The organism is Streptomyces sp. NPDC048275 (assembly GCF_040652275.1).
GTDB lineage: Bacteria > Actinomycetota > Actinomycetes > Streptomycetales > Streptomycetaceae > Streptomyces.
Genome location: NZ_JBEZLR010000056.1, coordinates 24,364 through 41,656 on the forward strand (window position 1 = coordinate 24,364; position 17,293 = coordinate 41,656).

Genomic DNA, 17,293 nt, shown 5'->3' on the forward strand with positions numbered 1-17,293 from the left:
GCCTCTATCGGTCCGATGTTTCGAGGAGGAGCTGCCGGATGACGCGAGCACCGCGTGAGAACGGGGGACGGCCCAAGCGCCCGACGATGGTCGACGTCGCGCGCGAGGCCGGGGTGGCCCTGCGCACCGTCTCACGGGTGGTCAACAACGACCCCACGGAGGGGCCGGAGTACGCCGCCAAGGTCGAGGCCGCGATCGCCGCGCTGAACTACCGCCCCGACGAACGGACCCGGCAACTGCGCACCGGCGTCACCAAAACCATCGGCGCCGCCGTCCGCCGCATCGCCGAGGTCAACCCCGAACTGGCCGCCATCGAACGAACGGCCCGGGACGCGGGCCTGACCCTCCTGGCCGCCTCCACGGACTTCGACGAGGCCAGGGAGCGCGACATCCTGGTCTCCATGTGTCGGCAACGCCTCGACGGCATCATCGTCGAACCGTTCGGCGAGAACCCCGCCTACCTCCAGCCCGAACTGGACGCGGGCGTGCCGCTGGTGGCCATGGACCGCCCGATGAGCGGGATCTCCGTGGACTGCGTCATGTCCGACAACGCCTCCGGCATCGGCATAGCCTTCCACCACCTCCACCAGCACGGACACCGCCGTATCGCCTACATCGGCGACAGCGAGCGCGTCTTCTCCGGCCGGGAGCGCGCCGCGGCCTTCCGCGCGGCCCTGCGCGCCCACGGCGAGGCGGCCGAAGGCCTGGTGCACCCCGGCGAGATCACCCCCGAGCGTGTGAGCGCGGCGCTCGACACGGCACTGCGCGGCCCGGACCCGGCAACCGCCCTGGTCACCGGCAATATGGACACCACACTCACCGTGCTGCGGCACCTCGGTCCGCAGGCGGCCTCGCGGCTGGCCATGGTCGGCTTCGACGAGGTCCCTCTCGCCGACCTCCTGCAACCCGCCCTCACCGTGGTCGCCCGGGAGACCTCCACGATCGGCCGGACAGCCGTGGAACTGCTCCGCGCCCGCATCGCCGACCCCGCCCGCCCGGTACAGAGCGTGATCGTCCCGGTCACCATGAAGGTCCGCGGCTCCGGCGAGGTACGCACCTGACCATCCCGGGTTACGGCGCGGTCCAGGGGTACGGCGCAGGCCGGGCTCTCACGGAGGGGCACCGGGATCGTGTGCAATAACGTTATTCCACAGGAGACCGCGTTTGGTCGCGTTGAAGGCCGCGCCGGCCGGTGGCGGGACGTCCGCTATGCCGATTCGCGCAGCCTTAGTTCCGCCGTGACCACCAGTTCATCGGGGCTGAGCGGAGGGCTGGCCTCCAGCAGCCGGGCGGTCTGTTCGACGGCGAGCGCACCGAGCCCTCGCGTGTCCAGGGCCACGGTGGACAACGGTGGTTCGATCAGCGCTCCGAGCCGGAGGCCGTCGAAGCCGACCACGGCAAGGTCTTGAGGAACCTGCCGTCCCAGTCGGCGGGCGGCACGCAGTGCTCCTATGGCGACGATGTCGTTGAACGCGAACACGGCAGTCACATCAGGGTGATCGGCGAGGAGCTCCCGTAGTGCGCTCTCCCCGCCCTCCACGCTCTGGTCCGCGCGGCTCACCGGTCCGGGGTTCAGTCCGCAAGCGGACATCGCGCTGACGAACCAGTCGTGGCGGATGCTCGGCGCGGACCGGCCCGCATGATCGAGCATTCCGATGTGCCGATGGCCCGAGTCGACCAGATGCCGGATCGCGGCGTGGACGCCTCCCTCACCGTCGATCCGGATCGAACTGAACCGTTCGGTGCGGTGCTCCCGGTCGATCAGTACCACGGGGAGCCCTCGCGTCAGCTTGTCGATCTCGTCCTCCGGCCCGCTCAGGTACCCCACTACGGCGTCCACTTGGGAGGCGATCACCTCAAGCGTGCCCTGCTCCTCCTCAATGCGGTCGCCGGTGTCGTACACGACAACATTCCAGCCGCGCGCCCGTGCAGCGTCCAGCGCGGCTGCGGCCACCTCGGTGAAGAACGGGTTGAGGAGATCGGGGATCACGAGCCCGACGCTGATTGCGTCCTGCCGGACGAGCCCCCTGGCGAACCGGCTCGGCCGGTATCCGAGTGCGAGGGCGGCATCGAGGACACGCTGCTTGGTGGAAACACCGATCTCGCCCTTGTCGTTGAGCGCGCGTGACACGGTTTGCCGGGACACGCCGGCGGTCCGGGCCACGTCGTCGATCGTCACCCTGCGGGAGCCGGTTTCCGACGACGCCATCACTTACCTCCGCGTATTGGTCGACGCGGCCGCGTCGCAGGGGCACCGAGTATGCCCCGGCTCGAATTGCCTCTCCAACAGTGGCCCCACGTGTGACTCGAGAGTCTTGACACTCGGCCGTACCGAAGCGCAGACTCCCAATCACTTCCTGACCCTCCTACTGTGAGCGCTCACGTTACCGCTCCCGTGAACGCTCACGTTACCGCTCACGGCCCTATGTTCCAACCAGCAGGCATCCGCCTGAGGTGTCAACGTCGACCCTGTCTAGCACCCGCAGCTAGTCGTTCTCTGGAACGGAAAATATGAGCAACACAGTCACACGCACCTGCCTCGCGGGCGTCGCCGCCCTGAGTCTCGCCCTGCTCGCAGGGTGTTCTTCTCCCTCCACCTCAGGTGAGGAATCCGCAGACTCCTGCACGCCCACGAGGGGGAAGGTCACTCTCCAGTATTGGAACACCGTTCCAGGCATGGACAAGGTCGTCGCCCTGTGGAACAAGAACAACCCTGACATCCAGGTTCAGACGAAGAACATCTCCAACGACCAGTACGGCACTCTCGGCAACGCCCTCAAGGCGGGGAAGGCTCCGGACCTGGCGCAGGTCGGCTACGACCAACTCCCCAGCCTGCGCACGCAGAACGCCTTCGTGGACGCCTCCGCCTGCTCGGCCGCCACCGCAGCCAAGTCGAAGTTCGTGCCGTGGACCTGGTCTCAGACCAGCTTCGGCGGTACCGGCGTGTTCGCCTTCCCGCAGGACACCGGCCCGATGGCGCTCTACGTGCGCAACGACGTCTTCGAGAAGTACGACCTCGCGATCCCCAAGACCTGGGACGAGTACGCGGCTGCCGCGCAGAAGCTGCACAAGGCGAACCCGGACGTCAGCATCACGTTCTTCGACCCGAACAATGCCGAGTGGTTCAACGGTCTGCTCTGGCAGAACAGCGCCAAGATGTACGGCTACTCCGGTGACAAGTGGCAGGTCACCGTCGAGTCCGCCCAGAGCAAGCAGGTTGCGGAGTACTGGCAGAAGCTGATCTCCGACAAGCTCGTGCGCACCGATCTGGCTCACGCGTCGACGCAGATGTACGCCGCGTACCAGAAGGGCCAGATCGCCAGCTACATCGGAGCTTCCTGGGGTTACAGCATGTTCCGCGACAACCTGCCCCAGCAGGCCGGCAAATGGACGATCGCCCCGATGCCGACATGGGGCCCGAACGGTGCGTCCGGTGACTGGGGCGGATCGACGGTGGCCTTCATGAAGGACAGCAAGCACCTGTACGAGTCGGTCAAGTTCAACACCTGGCTCAACACCGACCCGGAGGCCCTTGCGCTGGAGAACGAGCTGGGCGGCCTGTACCCGGCGGCCAACGCCGGACTGCGGCTTCCCGCGTTGTCGCAAGGTGTTGCCTACTACAACAACGAGAAGATCTTCGATGTGTTCGCGGAGTCGTCCAAGAAGATCGACACCAGCTTCGCCTGGGGTCCCACGCAGAAGAACGTGAACCTGGCGCTGCAGGACGCGATGGCCAAAGCGACCGCCGGTGACGGGACACTGACCGACGCCCTCGCAACCGCCCAAGCCGCCGCGTTGAAGTCGATGAAGGACCAGGCGATCCCGGCCACGGCGGGCAAGTGACCGCAGCATGATCGACCTGTCAACCCGCGCGCCCCACGTGATGTTGTCGACCAGAGGCCGTCGCCGCCTCAACGGCGGTGGCCCCCGGACGGGCACCGTCGCCGCGTTCCTGACTCCCTTCTTCCTCCCCTTCCTGCTGTTCTACGTGGCCCCCGTCGGCTACGCGCTCTGGCAGAGCTTCCGCGTCGTGCGCCGCACCGGCGGCCAGTACGGGACCTCGTACACGGTCTTCGGTGGATTCGAGCAGTATGCGCAGGTGTTCCAGAACACCGAGTTCTGGAACAGCATCGGCCGCATCGGGCTGTTCGGCATCGTGCAGGTGCCTGTGATGCTGTTCATCGCGCTGGTCATGGCGTTGCTGTTGGACACTCCCCTGCTGCGGCTCAAAGCGTTCTTCCGCGTCACCGCGTTCATGCCGTACGCCGTGCCCGGTGTCATCGCCGCCATCATGTGGTCGTATCTGTACTCCCCGCAGCTCAGTCCCGTCGTCGAACTGCTCAAGGGCATGGGCTGGCAGCCCGACTTCCTCGGCCCGGGTGCCGTTCTGTGGTCAGCGGCGAACGTCTCCACCTGGCTGTGGACCGGCTACAACATGCTGATCATGTACGCGGCGCTGCAGGCTATCCCGCAGGAGCTCTACGAAGCCGCGAAGATCGACGGTGCGGGCGACTGGACGATCGCCTGGCGCATCAAGGTTCCGATCATCGCTCCGTCGATCGTCCTGACCACGGTGTTCTCGATCATCGGCACCCTTCAGCTCTACGCCGAACCGGCCGTGTTGCGCCAGATCTCCTCGAACATCTCCAGCACGTTCACCCCGAACATGCTTGCGTACGCGGTGGCCTCCGGGAACAACTACCAGCAGGCCGCAGCCATCTCCGTGGTCATCGCCGTCATCACTTTCGTCCTGAGCTTCGGATTCATGCGACTGACCTCGAAGAAGGCCGGGCTGTGAGCAATCCATCCGTGACCCGTGAAAACCGTGCCGGCCGGGCGGCCGTGACGGCTCTGATGTTCCTGCTGGCCATCTACTTCCTGCTGCCGGTCTACTTCCTCATCGTCGCGGCGACGAAGCCACAGGGCGACCTCGCCGCCACCAACGGACTGGTCTTCTCCCACTTCGACCTGATCGACAACGTCCGCACCCTGTTCACGCGCAGCGACGGCATCTTCGGCCGGTGGGCCGTCAACACCGTCATCTACGCAGTGCTGGGCGCGGCCGTGGGAACGCTCATCTCCGCCCTGTGCGGCTACGCTCTGGCCAAGTTCCGCTTCCGTGGCCGCGAGGTGCTGTTCTCCATCATTCTCGGCGGCGTCCTGGTGCCCACCACCGCGCTCGCCCTGCCGTTGTTCCTGCTGTTCTCGGCGACCGGCATCGTCAACACCTACCTCGCGGTGTTCCTGCCGAGCATCGTCAGCCCCTTCGGTGTCTATCTCGCGCGCATCTTCGCGAACGCCGCTGTCCCGCAGGAGCTGATCGAGTCGGCGCGCCTGGACGGCGCGAGCGAGTTCCGGACGTTCTTCTCGGTGGCGTTCAGGCTGATGACACCGGCCTTGGTCACCGTCTTCCTGTTCCAGTTCGTGGCCATCTGGAACAACTTCTTCCTGCCGATGGTGATGCTGCAGAAGGAGACGCTGTTCCCGATCACGCTCGGCCTGTACCAGTGGAACGGCCAGACCGCCCGAGCCCCGCTGCTGCAGCAGTCCGTCATCACCGGATCGCTGGTATCGATCGTGCCCGTGATCATCGTGTTCATCCTCCTCCAGCGGTTCTGGCGCACCGGGCTCGCCGCCGGCTCGCTCAAGTGACACCCGAAAGGGTCCCCCTCGCCATGCACAACTCCGCTGTCTTCGTCCCCCATTTCCACTGGGACCGGGAGTGGTACGAGCCGTTCCAGGTGTTCCGGCACCGACTGGTCGCCGCCCTAGACACCGTGCTGGAAACGGCTGAGACCAACCCCGACTTCCGGTTCACCGTCGACGGGCAGATGGCCGCGCTCGAGGACTACCTGGAGATGCGGCCGGAAAACCGTGAACGTATTGTCGCTCTGGTCAGCGAAGGCCGACTCGCCATCGGCCCGTGGCTCATCCTTCTCGACGAGTTCCTCTGCTCCGGCGAGACCATCGTGCGCAACCTGCAGATGGGCTGGGCAGCCGCCGAGAAACTGGGCGGCGCGATGTCCATCGGCTACCTGCCCGACATGTTCGGCCACATCGCACAGATGCCGCAGATCCTGGCGCGTGCCGGAATCGAGCATGCGGCGCTGTGGCGCGGTGTCCCCGGTTCCGTCGACGGGCACGCCTTCCGTTGGCGCGCACCTGATGGCTCCGAAGTGCGTACCGAGTTCCTCTTCGACGGCTACGACAACGGTCTTGACGTCCTGCTGGTGCCCGACCAGATCCGCCGCGCGCTGGGCGAGTACGCCCAGATGACCGCCGAACGATGGGGCGGAGATCCGGTCCTGGCCATGGCCGGCACCGACCACAACGCGCCCGACCCGCAACTGGCGGACTGGCTGCGACAGGCCTCCAGCAAGGAGCGTGCCATCACCATCGCGACGCTCGAGGAGTACATCCGCGAGCACGTGCGGGACGAGGTGTCCGCGGTCGTGACCGGTGAGCTGCGCAGCCATGTGCGCGGCAACATCCTCCCGGGTGTGCTCTCCGTGCGGCTCGGGCTCAAGCAGCAGATGGCCGTGGCCGAGCGCACCATCGACCACGCCGAGCGGATGAACGCACTGTGGTCACGGCGCGACGACTCGCCGTTCCTCTCCCTCGCCTGGCACAAGATCATCGAGTCGACCGCGCATGATTCGGTGGTCGGATCCGGCACCGACGAGACCTGCGACCAGGTCGCGGCACGGCTCGCCGAGGCCGCGCAGATCGCTCGCGCCGTTCGGGACGCGGCTCTCGCCGAACCCGCCGCCCGGGTGCCGGGCGACGCCTACCTGGTGGCCAACCCCCTGCCGTGGGAGCGAACCGCTCTGGTCGAGGTGGATGTCACGGTCCCCGCGGAAGAATCCGCGCTCGTCTCGACCGCCGCCGACGGATCGGCGCATCCCGTGCAACTGATCTCCCGCGCCCCGACCGTCCTCAGCGACGAGCGTCTGGACGCGTCGCAGCTCGAACGAGTGCTACGCCGCATCCATCGCCGCGAGCTGTTCGGCCGTCTGATCGACCACTACGAACTCGTCCCCGGCTCACTCGTCTTCCACCTCACCGAAGCGCCCGCTGGGCCGTTCGACCTGCTGATCCTGCGCCGCGAGGTCGCCGCCGCAGCGGCCGCGCATCCGGGTGAGTGGCGGGTGCGGACGCTGGCGGAGGCCCGGGCCACCGCGCTCGTACCCGTGCACGTTCCCGCCGGCGGGCTGGCCAGCTTCCGGGTCACCACCGAAGATCGGCCCACAGCCCCCGCGCCTCCGTTCGCTCCTGCGACGGAGAGGGCCGACACTCTGTCCAACGGACTGGTCGAGGTCGTGGTCACCGCAGACGGCACCCTGGACGTGACCGGGACGGACGGCACAGTCCTGTCCGGGGTCGGTCGCCTGGTCGACGGGGGTGACCGCGGCGACAGCTACAACTACGCTCCCCCCGCTCGGGATCTGCTCGTGTCGGAGCCGACACGGACAACCGTCCAACTCATCGAGAGCGGCCCGCTGCGTTCCCGGATGCGTGTCACCCGCGTTTACGACTGGCCCGCCGCGCTCACCGGCGACCGAGATCTACGCAGCTGCCACACCGTTGCGACACCGGTGGACATGCTGGTGGAGGTACGCGCAGGCGAGCCGTTCGTCCGCCTGTCGACCTCGTTCTTGAACCAGTGCGCCGACCATCGGCTGCGCCTTCACGTACCGCTGCCCCAGCCCGTGGTCACCTCGGCATCGGCTGGACAGTTCGCCGTCACCGAGCGGGGTCTCACCGCCGAGGGCGGTTGGGGCGAGTTCCCGCTCCCGACGTTCCCGGCAGGTTCCTTCGTGTCGGCCGGACCGGCCACCGTCCTGCTCGACCACTCCAGCGAATACGAACTTGTCGACGGCGGCCGCGCACTCGCCATCACCCTGCTGCGCGCCATCGGCTCGATCAGCGTCAACTTCCACCCCCTGCGTGACGAGCCCGCGGCAAGCGAAATCCCCGCACCGGGCGCGCAGGATCTCGGCATGCGGATCGAGAACCGTTTCGCCATCGTGCCCGCGGCAGCCGGATGGCAGGGGGCGAACGCGACGGCGCTGGCCGAGGAGTTCCGCAACGACGCTCTCATCGCCCGCGGTACCGCACCCGGCGCGGGCCCTCTGCCGCCCGACACCCGTGGCGTGCGGGTCGACGGCCGGGACGTCCACGTCTCGAGCATCCGCCGCGTCACCGACCCCGCACACGGAACCGGAACCGAGGTGCGGCTGGCCTCGATGAGCGACACCGCGTCCGCCGTCCGCATGACCGGCGCGTTCACCGAGGCGACCACCGTGGACCTGCTCGGTCGGCCGCTCTCCCAGCCGGTGCCGGTGCGCGACGAATGGGAACTCGATCTCGGGCCGTGGGAAATCCGAACCGTAGTGCTCAGGTAGTCAACGACTCCCGCAGCCGCGCCCGAACTCTCCTTTGCTCGAAAGAAAGTTGTGACCTCTTGCACCCCGAGCCTTCCGCCTTTGTTTCGGACACCAAACCAGGGCGCGGCGCGCTACGCCCGCCGCGCTCGTGGCTGCACTCCGACGCCCCTTCTCTCTCACTGAACGGGCCTTGGCGTTTCCATCTGTCGCCCACTGCATCGGTGGCACAGGACTTCGCAGCCGAGGGCTTCGACGACACCGGCTGGGACAGCATCCCCGTGCCCTCGCACTGGGTGCTCCAGGGCGACGGAGCCTACGGCCGACCGATCTACACGAATATCCAGTTCCCGTTCCCGATCGACCCGCCCCACGTCCCGGATGAGAATCCCACCGGCGACTACCGCCGTCACTTCTCTCTGCCGTCCGCCAGGTCGGACGGCGACCGTGTCGTGCTGCGGTTCGAGGGGGTCGAATCACTCTTCAAGGTGTGGGTCAACGGTGTGGAGATCGGCAGCGCCAGCGGCAGCCGGCTGGCCCACGAATTCGACGTGACCTGCGCGGTCCACCCGGGCGACAACGTCGTCGCTGTGCGCGTGCATCAGTGGTCGGCGGCCAGTTACGTCGAGGACCAGGACCAGTGGTGGCTGCCGGGCATCTTCCGGGACGTCACCCTCCTGGTCCGGCCGGCCGCAGGCATCGAGGACGTCTGGCTGCGCACCGGATTCGGCAACGGGCACGGGCATCTCGACCCGGAAGTCGTCGCCGGCGCGGAGGCATTCCCCGTCACACTTCGTATCCCCGAACTCGGCATCGAGCAGGTGTGGGCCACGGCAGCCGACGTGCAACCCCTCGACATCGCGGGCGTGGAGCCCTGGTCGGCCGAGCAGCCCCGCCTGTACGACGCCACCGTGTCCACGACAGCGGAGAGCATCTCGCTGCGGGTCGGCTTCCGCACGGTCGAGATCCGGGGGGACCAGTTCCTGGTCAACGGACGCCGCGTTGTGTTCCACGGGGTGAACCGTCACGAGGCCCATCCCGAGCGCGGTCGCGTCTTCGACGAGGAGCACGCCCGCGAAGATCTGGCGCGCATGAAGCGGTTCAACGTGAACGCCATCCGTACCAGCCACTACCCACCGCATCCGCGGCTGCTCGACCTCGCCGACGAACTCGGACTGTGGGTCGTCCTCGAATGCGATCTGGAGACCCACGGCTTCGACAAAGTCGGCTGGGTCGGAAATCCGAGCGACGACCCGGTGTGGCGCGAGGCGTGTCTGGACCGAATCCAACGCACCGTCGAACGCGACAAGAACCATCCCAGCATCGTGATCTGGTCGCTCGGCAACGAGGCCGGAACCGGCAGCAATCTCGCGGCCATGTCGGCGTGGGTCCACGCCCGCGACGCCGGACGCCCCGTGCACTACGAGGGTGACTACACCGGCGACTACACCGACATCTACTCGCGCATGTACGCATCGGTTGCGGAGACAGAGCAGATCGGCGCCGACGACCCCCGAACGGCGCTGCTCAACTGCACTCCGGCCCAGAGCGCCCGGCAGCGCACCAAGCCGTTCCTGCTGTGCGAGTACGCACACGCCATGGGCAACGGTCCGGGGGCGTTCGACCAGTACGAGGCGCTCGTGCACAGGTATCCGCGGCTGCACGGCGGCTTCGTATGGGAGTGGCGCGATCACGGCATCCTGGCCACCACCCCGGACGGGACTCCGTACTACGCCTACGGCGGTGACTTCGCAGAGGTCGTACACGACGGGAACTTCGTCATGGACGGCATGCTGTTGAGCAACGACGTCCCCACGCCCAGCCTCCACGAGTACAAGGCCGTCGCCCAACCGGTCCACTTCACCTTCGACACGGACAAGGTCGCCCTCTCCAATCTGCGCCACTCGGCCGACACATCCGATCTGCGCTTTCGCTGGCGCGTCGAACACGACGGAACACCCGTGGCTTCGGGAGAGTTGCAGGCCCCGATCGTCACAGCGGGCGGTTCGGAATGGGTACAGCTGCCGCACATCGCGGTGTCCCCGGACGCCGAGACATGGCTCACCATCGACGCGGTGCTGGCAGCCGCAACCCCTTGGGCACCCGAAGGACATGTGATCGCGACTGCCCAACTGGATCGCTCGCTACGCCGTCCAGCCCCCGCCGTCCGGCCGCGCAGGGACTGGCAGCCGAGCGAGGGCCAGTTGACGCTCGGCATCGCCGAGTTCGTCAACGGATCCCTGACCCGGCTCGCCGGCCGCGCCGTGACGGGCCCACGAGTGGAGTTGTTCCGCGCGCCGACCGACAACGACGAAAGCCCCTCCGACGGAGTCGAGGAGAGCGACGCCGGCAACACCGGAGTGTCCAATGCCGATCTGTGGCGGCGTGACGGACTGCACCGGCTGACCAGCCGGCGCCTCTCGGTGGAGCAGGCCGCGGACGCCCTTCGCACCCTCGACAAGGTCTCCGCAGCGAACTCCGCCACGTCATTGACGGTCGAGACGGTCTGGTCGCTGGAAGGCGGCGAACTGGAACTGCGCGTGGAGATCCAGCCGTCCGGCAACTGGCGGACCGTGTGGCCCCGGATCGGGGTTCGTTTCGATCTACCCGACGGTGAAGCCCCCGTCGACGGGGCCGAGTGGTTCGGCCTGGGTCCACTGGAGTCGTACCCCGACAGTCTGCGCGCGGCACGCACGGGCCGGTTCTCCTCCACCGTCCAAGACCTCACGGTCGACTACGCACGGCCCCAGGAGAGCGGGCACCGCTCCCAACTGCGCCGGCTGACGCTGACGAGTGGCGATACCACAGTGCTGCGCCTGGAGGCACTCCCCGACCTCCGCGGGCGCCGCCCCGGCTTCACCCTCGGCCGCCACACCCCCCAACAGATCGCGCGAGCCCGGCACCCCTTCGAGCTTCCCGAAACGACGACGACTCACCTGATCATCGACGCGGCCCAGCACGGGCTCGGCTCACGAGCCTGTGGCCCCGACGTGCAACCCGAGTTCACGCTTCGCCCGGAAGCGCGCACGATCCGGCTTCGCATCGCAGCAGACGGGGAGCCGGTGTAGGGGAAGCACACCGGATCGCGCGGGATCTCTCCACGTGCCGGTCCCCCGCGACGCCGGTCAGGGCTTCGGGTCCTGGCCGAGCTGGCGCTGGAGGCTGCGTGTGAGGTGCTCGGCCATGGCTTCGGCGGCGCGGTCGGGCTTGCGGCGCAGTATCGCGCGTACGACACGTTCGTGTTCCGCCAGCGTCGGGTCGTCGGCGTTCCGGACGCTTCTGAGTCGAAAGACATGGAGGTGGGAGTGGAGCCGTTCCACCGCGTCGGCGAGCAGCGGACGTTGCGAGGCCACCGCGATCGCGTCGTGAAAGCGCTGATCGAGAGCGGCGAAGTCGCGGTAGTCCGCGTACCGCCCCGTCGGCCCCGGATGAGTCTGCATCTCCTCCACCAGCCGCTCAATGCTGTCGAGTTGCCCCTCGGTGGCGTTGACGGCGGCGAGCGCCGCCGCTCTGGGTTCCAGGAGGAGCCGCATTTCGAAGAGCTCCTCGAGGCCCTCGCGGGTCAGCAACTCGGTCGCACGGTAGCCGGAGAGCGATCTCTTCACCACAAGTCCGTCGGACTCGAGCCTGGCCAGTGCCTCGCGGACTGGTGTGGGCGAGACGCCGAGAGCACGCGACAGCGCCTCGATGCCCACGCGTGCGCCGGGAGCGATCTCATGGTCCATGACCATGGCCTTGATCTGCTCGTAGACGCTGTCCGAGAGGGCCTGGCGGCCAGAACCGGAGGGCTGGCTTCTTCCTTCAGGCTGCCGAGCCCTGGCGGAGGAACTGTCGTGCGGTGGCATCCGTTCTTCAGCTCCAGCTGCTCCGGCGTGGTCGGGATGAGATCAGTTTACCGAGGTGAGAGCGTTGACCGGCGGCGCACCTCGGTTGCGGCCCAGGTGTGGCCGGGGGTGTCAGGGCACGTTCAGCCGGTAGGCGTTCACCGCCGTGCCGCCGAAAACGCCTCGCCGTTCGTCCCCGCTGAGCCCGGCCGTCAGAGCGCGGGCCGCGTCGAGCACCCCCGCATAGTCGGCGGCCAGGGTGCATACGGGCCAGTCGGAGCCGTACATGACCCGGTCCGGCCCGAAGGCGTCGAGGACCGTCTCGGCGAAGGGACGCAGGTCATCGACCGACCAAGCGTGCCAGTCGGCCTCCGTCACGAGGCCGGACAGCTTGCAGAAGGTGTTGGGTTCGGCGGCCAGGGCCCGTAGTTCCGTAGCCCACGGTTCGAGGACGCCCGCCGCGATGTCGGGTTTGCCGATGTGATCGAGGACGAACCTGAGGCCCGCCAGTCGGCGTGCGGCGGCGGTCGCCGCGGACAGCTGGTTCGGGAGGATGACGAGGTCGTAGGCCAGGCCGGCGTCAGCCACCGCGGACAGACCTCGCAGAACATCCGCCCGCACCAGCCACCGTGGGTCCGGTTCCGACTGCACTTGGTGCCGGATGCCCACCAGCCGGTCTCCGCCCGGCAGTTCCCGCAGCCGGGCCAGTGTGTCCGCCACATCGGGAGCTGTGAGGTCTGTCCATCCGACCACCCCGACGACCAGCGGGTCGGCGGCCGCCTGCTCGAGCATCTCGGGTGTCTCCTCCGGGACCGTCACGGTCTGTACCATCACGGTCGCGCCGACCCCGGCGTGCTCGGCCGGCGGCCGCAGGTCCGCCAGCGTGAAGGTCCGGCGCAGAGGCGTGAGTTCGGGACCGGTGATCCACTCCTGGTCCCGCACGGCCAGGTCCCACACATGGTGGTGGGCATCGACGAGGGGTGTGGCGCCCATGTGGTGTCCTCCTCCTTCTCCGGTCGATCCTCGGTGCTGAAGCACCCCACTCCACGGCGAGCTCAGGCGTGGTGCGGGGTCACGGCATGTGGAACACCTGCTCCATCGAGGCCCACCACTCCCCCGGTGCCGCCTCCTGCACCGGCTGCTGGCAGGGTGCGGTGAGCCTCCACCACGCCTGCGTCGCGTCGTCGGCGGCGATGCGGGCCATGTCCGCGGCAAGGTCGTCACCGTGGTACTCGAAATAGCCGAACAGCAGGTCGCCGAGCAGATGGATCGAGTAGTTCCCGATGTGACAGTCCCGCAGCGTGTCCAGCACCGGCTGGGGCACATCGCGGTGCAGCTCGCGGTACTCCTGCAGGTGCTCGGGGCGGACCCGGACCACCTGCGCGACGCGCCTCATTCCGCGTCCTCCTCGGCCGTCTCTGCCGACAACGTGTGGTCGTGGATGATGCGGATGATCCGGCCGCTCATCCGTTCGTAGTCGCGGTCGTTCTCCACCTCGCCGCGCACGCGGTGGTCGGCCATGACGACGACACGGTCCGCCAGTGTGATCATCTCGGTGAGGTCGCTGCTGATCAGCAGAATCGGCAGTCCTCCGCGGGCCAGTTCCCAGAGGAGTTCGTGGAAGCCGTGCTTGGTGCGCACATCGACGCCCACGGTCGGCTCATCGACGATCAGCAGCCGGGTGTCGGCGGCGAGCCATTTCGCCAGACTCACCTTCTGCTGGTTGCCGCCGGACAGTTCACCGACGTTCTGTTCGAGCCCCGAGGCACGGATTCCCAGGCGCTCGACCAGGTCCTGCGCCACGTTCCGCTCCTCGGCGACGGAGACGAACCCGAGGAACCGGGCCAGCTTCTTCCACACGGTGACCGTGATGTTCCGGTGGACGGGCTGGTCGAGGAAGACGCCCTCTTCCTTGCGGTTCTCGGTCAGGTAGCCGATGCCGAACTCGTGCAGTGCCTGGCGCGGGGAAGCTATCCGGGCCGCCTCCCCGTGCACCCTGATCTCGCCGCCGGTGACCCGGTCGAGACCCAGAACGGCCTTGACCAGTTCACTGCGCCCGGCGCCGACGAGGCCGTAGAGACCGACGATCTCACCGGACCGTACCTCCAGGGAGACGTCCTGGTGACCGTCGGCGGTGCAGAGCTGATCGAGCGCGAGGACCGGGGTCCCCGTCCGGTCCGGGGTGCGTGGCCCCATCTCGCTCGCCGTGTGCGTACGGCCCACCATCAGGTTCACGACGTCGTCGTGCGTGTGGTCGGCGAGCGGTGAGGATTCCAGCACGGCCCTGCCATCGCGCAGCACGGTGACGGTGTCACAGATCGCGAAGACCTCGTCCAGCTTGTGGCTCACGAAGACGACACACCTGTCACGGGCCGCCAGCCGCCCGACGACGTCGAAGAGGCGTTCCGCCTCCTGCGGGGACAGGGAGGCTGTCGGCTCGTCGAGCAGGAGCACCTCGCTCTCGGTGTAGAGCGCCTTCGCGATCTCCACCAACTGCTGCCGAGCCACTGACAGTTCACGGACCGGTTGGTTCGGATCGAGGTCCAGGCCCAGTTCCTCCAGGCAGCGCAGGGCAGGCGCGTTCATGGCCTCGCGGTCGACCAGCCCGCGGCGCGAGGGAGGGCTCTGCAGCGTGATGTTCTCCGCCACCGAGAAGTCGGGTATGAGATTCCGTTCCTGGTGGACGACGCCGATACCGGTCCGGGTCGCCTCCAGCGGCGAGCGCAGCTGGACCTCTTCGCCACGCCAGGCGATCCGGCCGGCGTCGGGCGTGTGGACACCGGTGAGGACCTTGATCAGGGTGGACTTCCCCGCACCGTTCTCGCCGAGCAGTGCGTGCACGGATCCGGTCGTAAGGCGCAGACCTACGCCGTCCAGGGCCCGTACGCCGGGGAAGACCTTGACGACCTCCCGGCAGTCGAGAAGGACTTCGCTCATCGCGCGCCTCCCGCGTTCGGCAGGGCGGCGTCGGCCGTCGGTCCCCGGTCGGCCGGTGCCGGAGGGGTACGCCCCTGTGCCTTGCCCTTCTTTTCCAGATGCGTCTGGTGGAGGCGGCCGCCGACCACCGTGCCGAGCACGACCACGCCGATGAGGAAGTTCACCCAGCTCGGGTCGAGTGAGAACTGGGCGCGTGCGGCGTCGATGAGCCGCATGACGAACGCCGCCAGCACCGTGCCGAGCACCGCGACGGATCCTCCGTTGAGGGCGACGCCTCCGATGATCGGAGCCGCGAAGCTCGGCAGCAGCCAGTCGCCGCCGACGCTGCGGTTGACGCCGGGCAGCGAAGCGGTCGCGGTCACGGCGGCTATGCCGACCAGGAAGCCGGACAGAGTGTGGGCGAGCACGATCTGCCGGTCGGTGGAGATGCCCGACAGTCTCGCCGCGAGCGGGTTGCCGCCCGCGGCGAGGAGTCGGCGGCCGGCGGTCGTGCGGTACATGAACGCGGCCAGCAGTGCCGCCGCGGCGAGCGCGGTGAGGAACACCAGCGGCAGGTTCAGCGGGGCCGCTCGGCCGAGGTCCTTGAGGGTCGGTGAGTAGCCGTCGACGGTACGTGTACCGACCAGCCGGTACTGGGCTCCCAGCAGGATGGTCATCGTCCCGAGCGTGACGATGAAGCCGTTGATCCGCGTCGCCACGATGAACACGCCGGTCACCAGACCGACCAGCGTCGCCGTGAGAACGCCGGCCGCGACGGCGATCGGTGCCGGTACTCCGCCGTCGGCCATAAGGACGCCCGTCAGACAGGCCGTACAGCCGCCCAGGGCACCGACCGCGAGGTTGAGCTGTCCGACGCACAGCGCGGCCATCTGGGCGAGCCCTATGAGGATGGGTGTGGCCAGGTACTGCAGGAAGGTTCGTACCGACGGTCCCTGGAAGAACTCGCCCGACGAGGCGATGCCCAGGGTGAGGTATCCGGCCAGTGTCACGCACAGCAGCGTCATGGTCGTGGACCGGGAGAAGCGGCGCAAGAGCGCACCGGTACGGGCTCCGCGATCATTGGTCGTGATCATGTGGAGCGCACCACCTTGCGGTAGGAAACGACGGTGCGGACCCGGTCGGCCGACAGGGCCAGCAGAAGAACGCAGCCGAGGTAGATGTTCAGGCTCTCCAGGCCGACGCCGAACAGATCCAGGCCCTTGCGGATGACGCCGACCAGTGAGGTGCCCAGGAGCGCGCCGAGTACGGAGACGACGCCGCCGGTGAGGAGGGTGCCACCGAGGACCGCGCCGAGGAACGAGGGCAGCATGAAGTCCGCGCCGATGGAGGCGCGGAACGAGCCGGTGCTGACGGCGGCCATGAAGCCGGCCAGCGCGGCGAGCAGTCCGGAGAGGGCGTGCGCGAGGATCACGCGGCGCCCCGTGGGGATGCCCGAGAGCTCGGCCGCCGCGGGGTTGGCCCCGGTCAGCAGCAGCTCCCGGCCCATGCGGGTGCGGGCGTACAGGAAACCGAGGCCGCACACCGCCAGGACGGTGAACTGCGCCATCTGCGGGATCGCCGGGGATCCGCAGACGGGACCGACGCAGATGTCGGCGAGCGAGGTGGAACGCAGGTCCATGAGCCCGGCCGGCTGCGTGGTGAAGGCCGCGTTCTCGGTCAGCGCCGAGTACAGCAGGGAGACCAGTCCCAGCAGGGCGAAGTCCATGGCCAGGGTGACCACGAAGGAGCTCACGCCGGTACGGGCGATGATCCAGCCGGTGAGCGCGCCGATGGCGGCGCCGGCGAACAGGCACAGGACCAGGCCGAGTTGGAGCGGCATCCCGAGACGGTCGTAGCCGAGGCCCGCGAACAGGGCTCCGAAAGCCGCCATCCGGCCGACGGCGAGGTTCATGTGTCCCACGGAGAGGACCACCATCTGGGCGAGCGCCACCACGGCCAGCATCGAGATGTCCCGCAACAGGGGGAACAGTACGAGCCGCTGGTCGAGGAACGCCGGCCGCAGAACGCCGAACAGCGCGGCCAGAGACACGGTGAGCACCAGGAGACCGAGCCGCTGGTTCACCCAGAACGGCAGCCGTTGCGCGGACTGCCGGGCGGCGGCCGCCCCCTCGGCCCGGTTGTCGCTCTCCGGGTTCATGACGGGGGCTG

Annotated in this window: 13 protein-coding genes; 6 read left to right on the forward strand and 7 right to left on the reverse strand. The window is 68.1% G+C overall.

All coding sequences use genetic code 11. The features are described 5' to 3' along the window. Positions 1-38: 38 nt before the first annotated feature. The gene (locus tag AB0D57_RS28575; RefSeq protein WP_362078999.1) at positions 39-1,061 is read left to right on the forward strand and encodes a LacI family DNA-binding transcriptional regulator; all 1,023 of its coding nucleotides are present in this window, start codon (positions 39-41) and stop codon (positions 1,059-1,061) included. Positions 1,062-1,207: 146 nt separating this feature from the next. Here the strand turns inward: AB0D57_RS28575 and AB0D57_RS28580 are convergent, their stop codons facing one another. Next, positions 1,208-2,209 carry a LacI family DNA-binding transcriptional regulator gene (locus tag AB0D57_RS28580; protein WP_362079002.1) on the reverse strand — a complete coding sequence of 334 codons (1,002 nt, stop codon included), beginning with the start codon at positions 2,207-2,209 and terminating at the stop codon, positions 1,208-1,210. A gap of 467 nt (positions 2,210-2,676) precedes the next feature. Between AB0D57_RS28580 and AB0D57_RS28585 the strand changes: the two genes are divergently transcribed. From AB0D57_RS28585 to AB0D57_RS28605, 5 genes are read left to right on the forward strand one after another with little or no spacing between them, the layout of a single operon-like run. Further along, entirely contained in the window at positions 2,677-3,843 is a 1,167-nt protein-coding gene (locus AB0D57_RS28585; RefSeq protein ID WP_362079005.1) for an extracellular solute-binding protein, read from the forward strand. Positions 3,844-3,850: 7 nt separating this feature from the next. Next, on the forward strand, positions 3,851-4,798 hold the full coding sequence (locus AB0D57_RS28590) for a sugar ABC transporter permease (RefSeq protein WP_362079008.1): 948 nt from the start codon (positions 3,851-3,853) through the stop codon (positions 4,796-4,798). Continuing rightward, on the forward strand, positions 4,795-5,652 hold the full coding sequence (locus AB0D57_RS28595; RefSeq protein ID WP_362079011.1) for a carbohydrate ABC transporter permease: 858 nt from the start codon (positions 4,795-4,797) through the stop codon (positions 5,650-5,652). Before AB0D57_RS28590 ends, AB0D57_RS28595 begins: the two co-directional genes overlap by 4 nt. A gap of 23 nt (positions 5,653-5,675) precedes the next feature. Further along, on the forward strand, positions 5,676-8,405 hold the full coding sequence (locus AB0D57_RS28600; RefSeq protein ID WP_362079014.1) for an alpha-mannosidase: 2,730 nt from the start codon (positions 5,676-5,678) through the stop codon (positions 8,403-8,405). A gap of 59 nt (positions 8,406-8,464) precedes the next feature. Further along, positions 8,465-11,452, forward strand: coding sequence for a glycoside hydrolase family 2 TIM barrel-domain containing protein (locus AB0D57_RS28605; RefSeq protein ID WP_362079017.1), 2,988 nt, complete (start codon positions 8,465-8,467; stop codon positions 11,450-11,452). A gap of 57 nt (positions 11,453-11,509) precedes the next feature. Here the strand turns inward: AB0D57_RS28605 and AB0D57_RS28610 are convergent, their stop codons facing one another. From AB0D57_RS28610 to AB0D57_RS28635, 6 genes are all read right to left on the reverse strand, one after another. Next, positions 11,510-12,229, reverse strand: a complete 720-nt coding sequence (locus AB0D57_RS28610) for a GntR family transcriptional regulator (protein ID WP_362079021.1) — start codon at positions 12,227-12,229, stop codon at positions 11,510-11,512. Between the two features lie 111 nt (positions 12,230-12,340). After that, positions 12,341-13,201: an amidohydrolase family protein gene (locus tag AB0D57_RS28615; protein ID WP_362079024.1), complete on the reverse strand. Its 861-nt coding sequence runs from the start codon at positions 13,199-13,201 to the stop codon at positions 12,341-12,343. Between the two features lie 79 nt (positions 13,202-13,280). Continuing rightward, positions 13,281-13,604: an L-rhamnose mutarotase gene (locus AB0D57_RS28620; RefSeq protein ID WP_362079027.1), complete on the reverse strand. Its 324-nt coding sequence runs from the start codon at positions 13,602-13,604 to the stop codon at positions 13,281-13,283. After that, a complete protein-coding gene (locus AB0D57_RS28625) occupies positions 13,601-15,145 on the reverse strand; it encodes a sugar ABC transporter ATP-binding protein (RefSeq protein ID WP_362079030.1) in 1,545 nt (514 codons plus the stop codon). Before AB0D57_RS28625 ends, AB0D57_RS28620 begins: the two co-directional genes overlap by 4 nt. Beyond that, a complete protein-coding gene (locus tag AB0D57_RS28630; protein WP_362079033.1) occupies positions 15,142-16,218 on the reverse strand; it encodes an ABC transporter permease in 1,077 nt (358 codons plus the stop codon). Before AB0D57_RS28630 ends, AB0D57_RS28625 begins: the two co-directional genes overlap by 4 nt. Then, positions 16,215-17,282, reverse strand: a complete 1,068-nt coding sequence (locus AB0D57_RS28635) for an ABC transporter permease (RefSeq protein WP_362079075.1) — start codon at positions 17,280-17,282, stop codon at positions 16,215-16,217. Before AB0D57_RS28635 ends, AB0D57_RS28630 begins: the two co-directional genes overlap by 4 nt. Between the last annotated feature and the right edge of the window lie 11 nt (positions 17,283-17,293).

Excerpts from the sequence above, each read along its gene's own strand:
- AB0D57_RS28575 (WP_362078999.1), top strand. The coding sequence starts at position 39 with ATGACGCGAGCACCGCGTGAGAACGGGGGACGGCCCAAGCGCCCGACG.
- AB0D57_RS28580 (WP_362079002.1), bottom strand. The coding sequence starts at position 2,209 with ATGGCGTCGTCGGAAACCGGCTCCCGCAGGGTGACGATCGACGACGTG.
- AB0D57_RS28585 (WP_362079005.1), top strand. The coding sequence starts at position 2,677 with ATGGACAAGGTCGTCGCCCTGTGGAACAAGAACAACCCTGACATCCAG.
- AB0D57_RS28590 (WP_362079008.1), top strand. The coding sequence starts at position 3,851 with ATGATCGACCTGTCAACCCGCGCGCCCCACGTGATGTTGTCGACCAGA.
- AB0D57_RS28600 (WP_362079014.1), top strand. The coding sequence starts at position 5,676 with ATGCACAACTCCGCTGTCTTCGTCCCCCATTTCCACTGGGACCGGGAG.
- AB0D57_RS28610 (WP_362079021.1), bottom strand. The coding sequence starts at position 12,229 with ATGCCACCGCACGACAGTTCCTCCGCCAGGGCTCGGCAGCCTGAAGGA.
- AB0D57_RS28615 (WP_362079024.1), bottom strand. The coding sequence starts at position 13,201 with ATGGGCGCCACACCCCTCGTCGATGCCCACCACCATGTGTGGGACCTG.
- AB0D57_RS28620 (WP_362079027.1), bottom strand. The coding sequence starts at position 13,604 with ATGAGGCGCGTCGCGCAGGTGGTCCGGGTCCGCCCCGAGCACCTGCAG.
- AB0D57_RS28625 (WP_362079030.1), bottom strand. The coding sequence starts at position 15,145 with ATGAGCGAAGTCCTTCTCGACTGCCGGGAGGTCGTCAAGGTCTTCCCC.
- AB0D57_RS28630 (WP_362079033.1), bottom strand. The coding sequence starts at position 16,218 with ATGATCACGACCAATGATCGCGGAGCCCGTACCGGTGCGCTCTTGCGC.
- AB0D57_RS28635 (WP_362079075.1), bottom strand. The coding sequence starts at position 17,282 with ATGAACCCGGAGAGCGACAACCGGGCCGAGGGGGCGGCCGCCGCCCGG.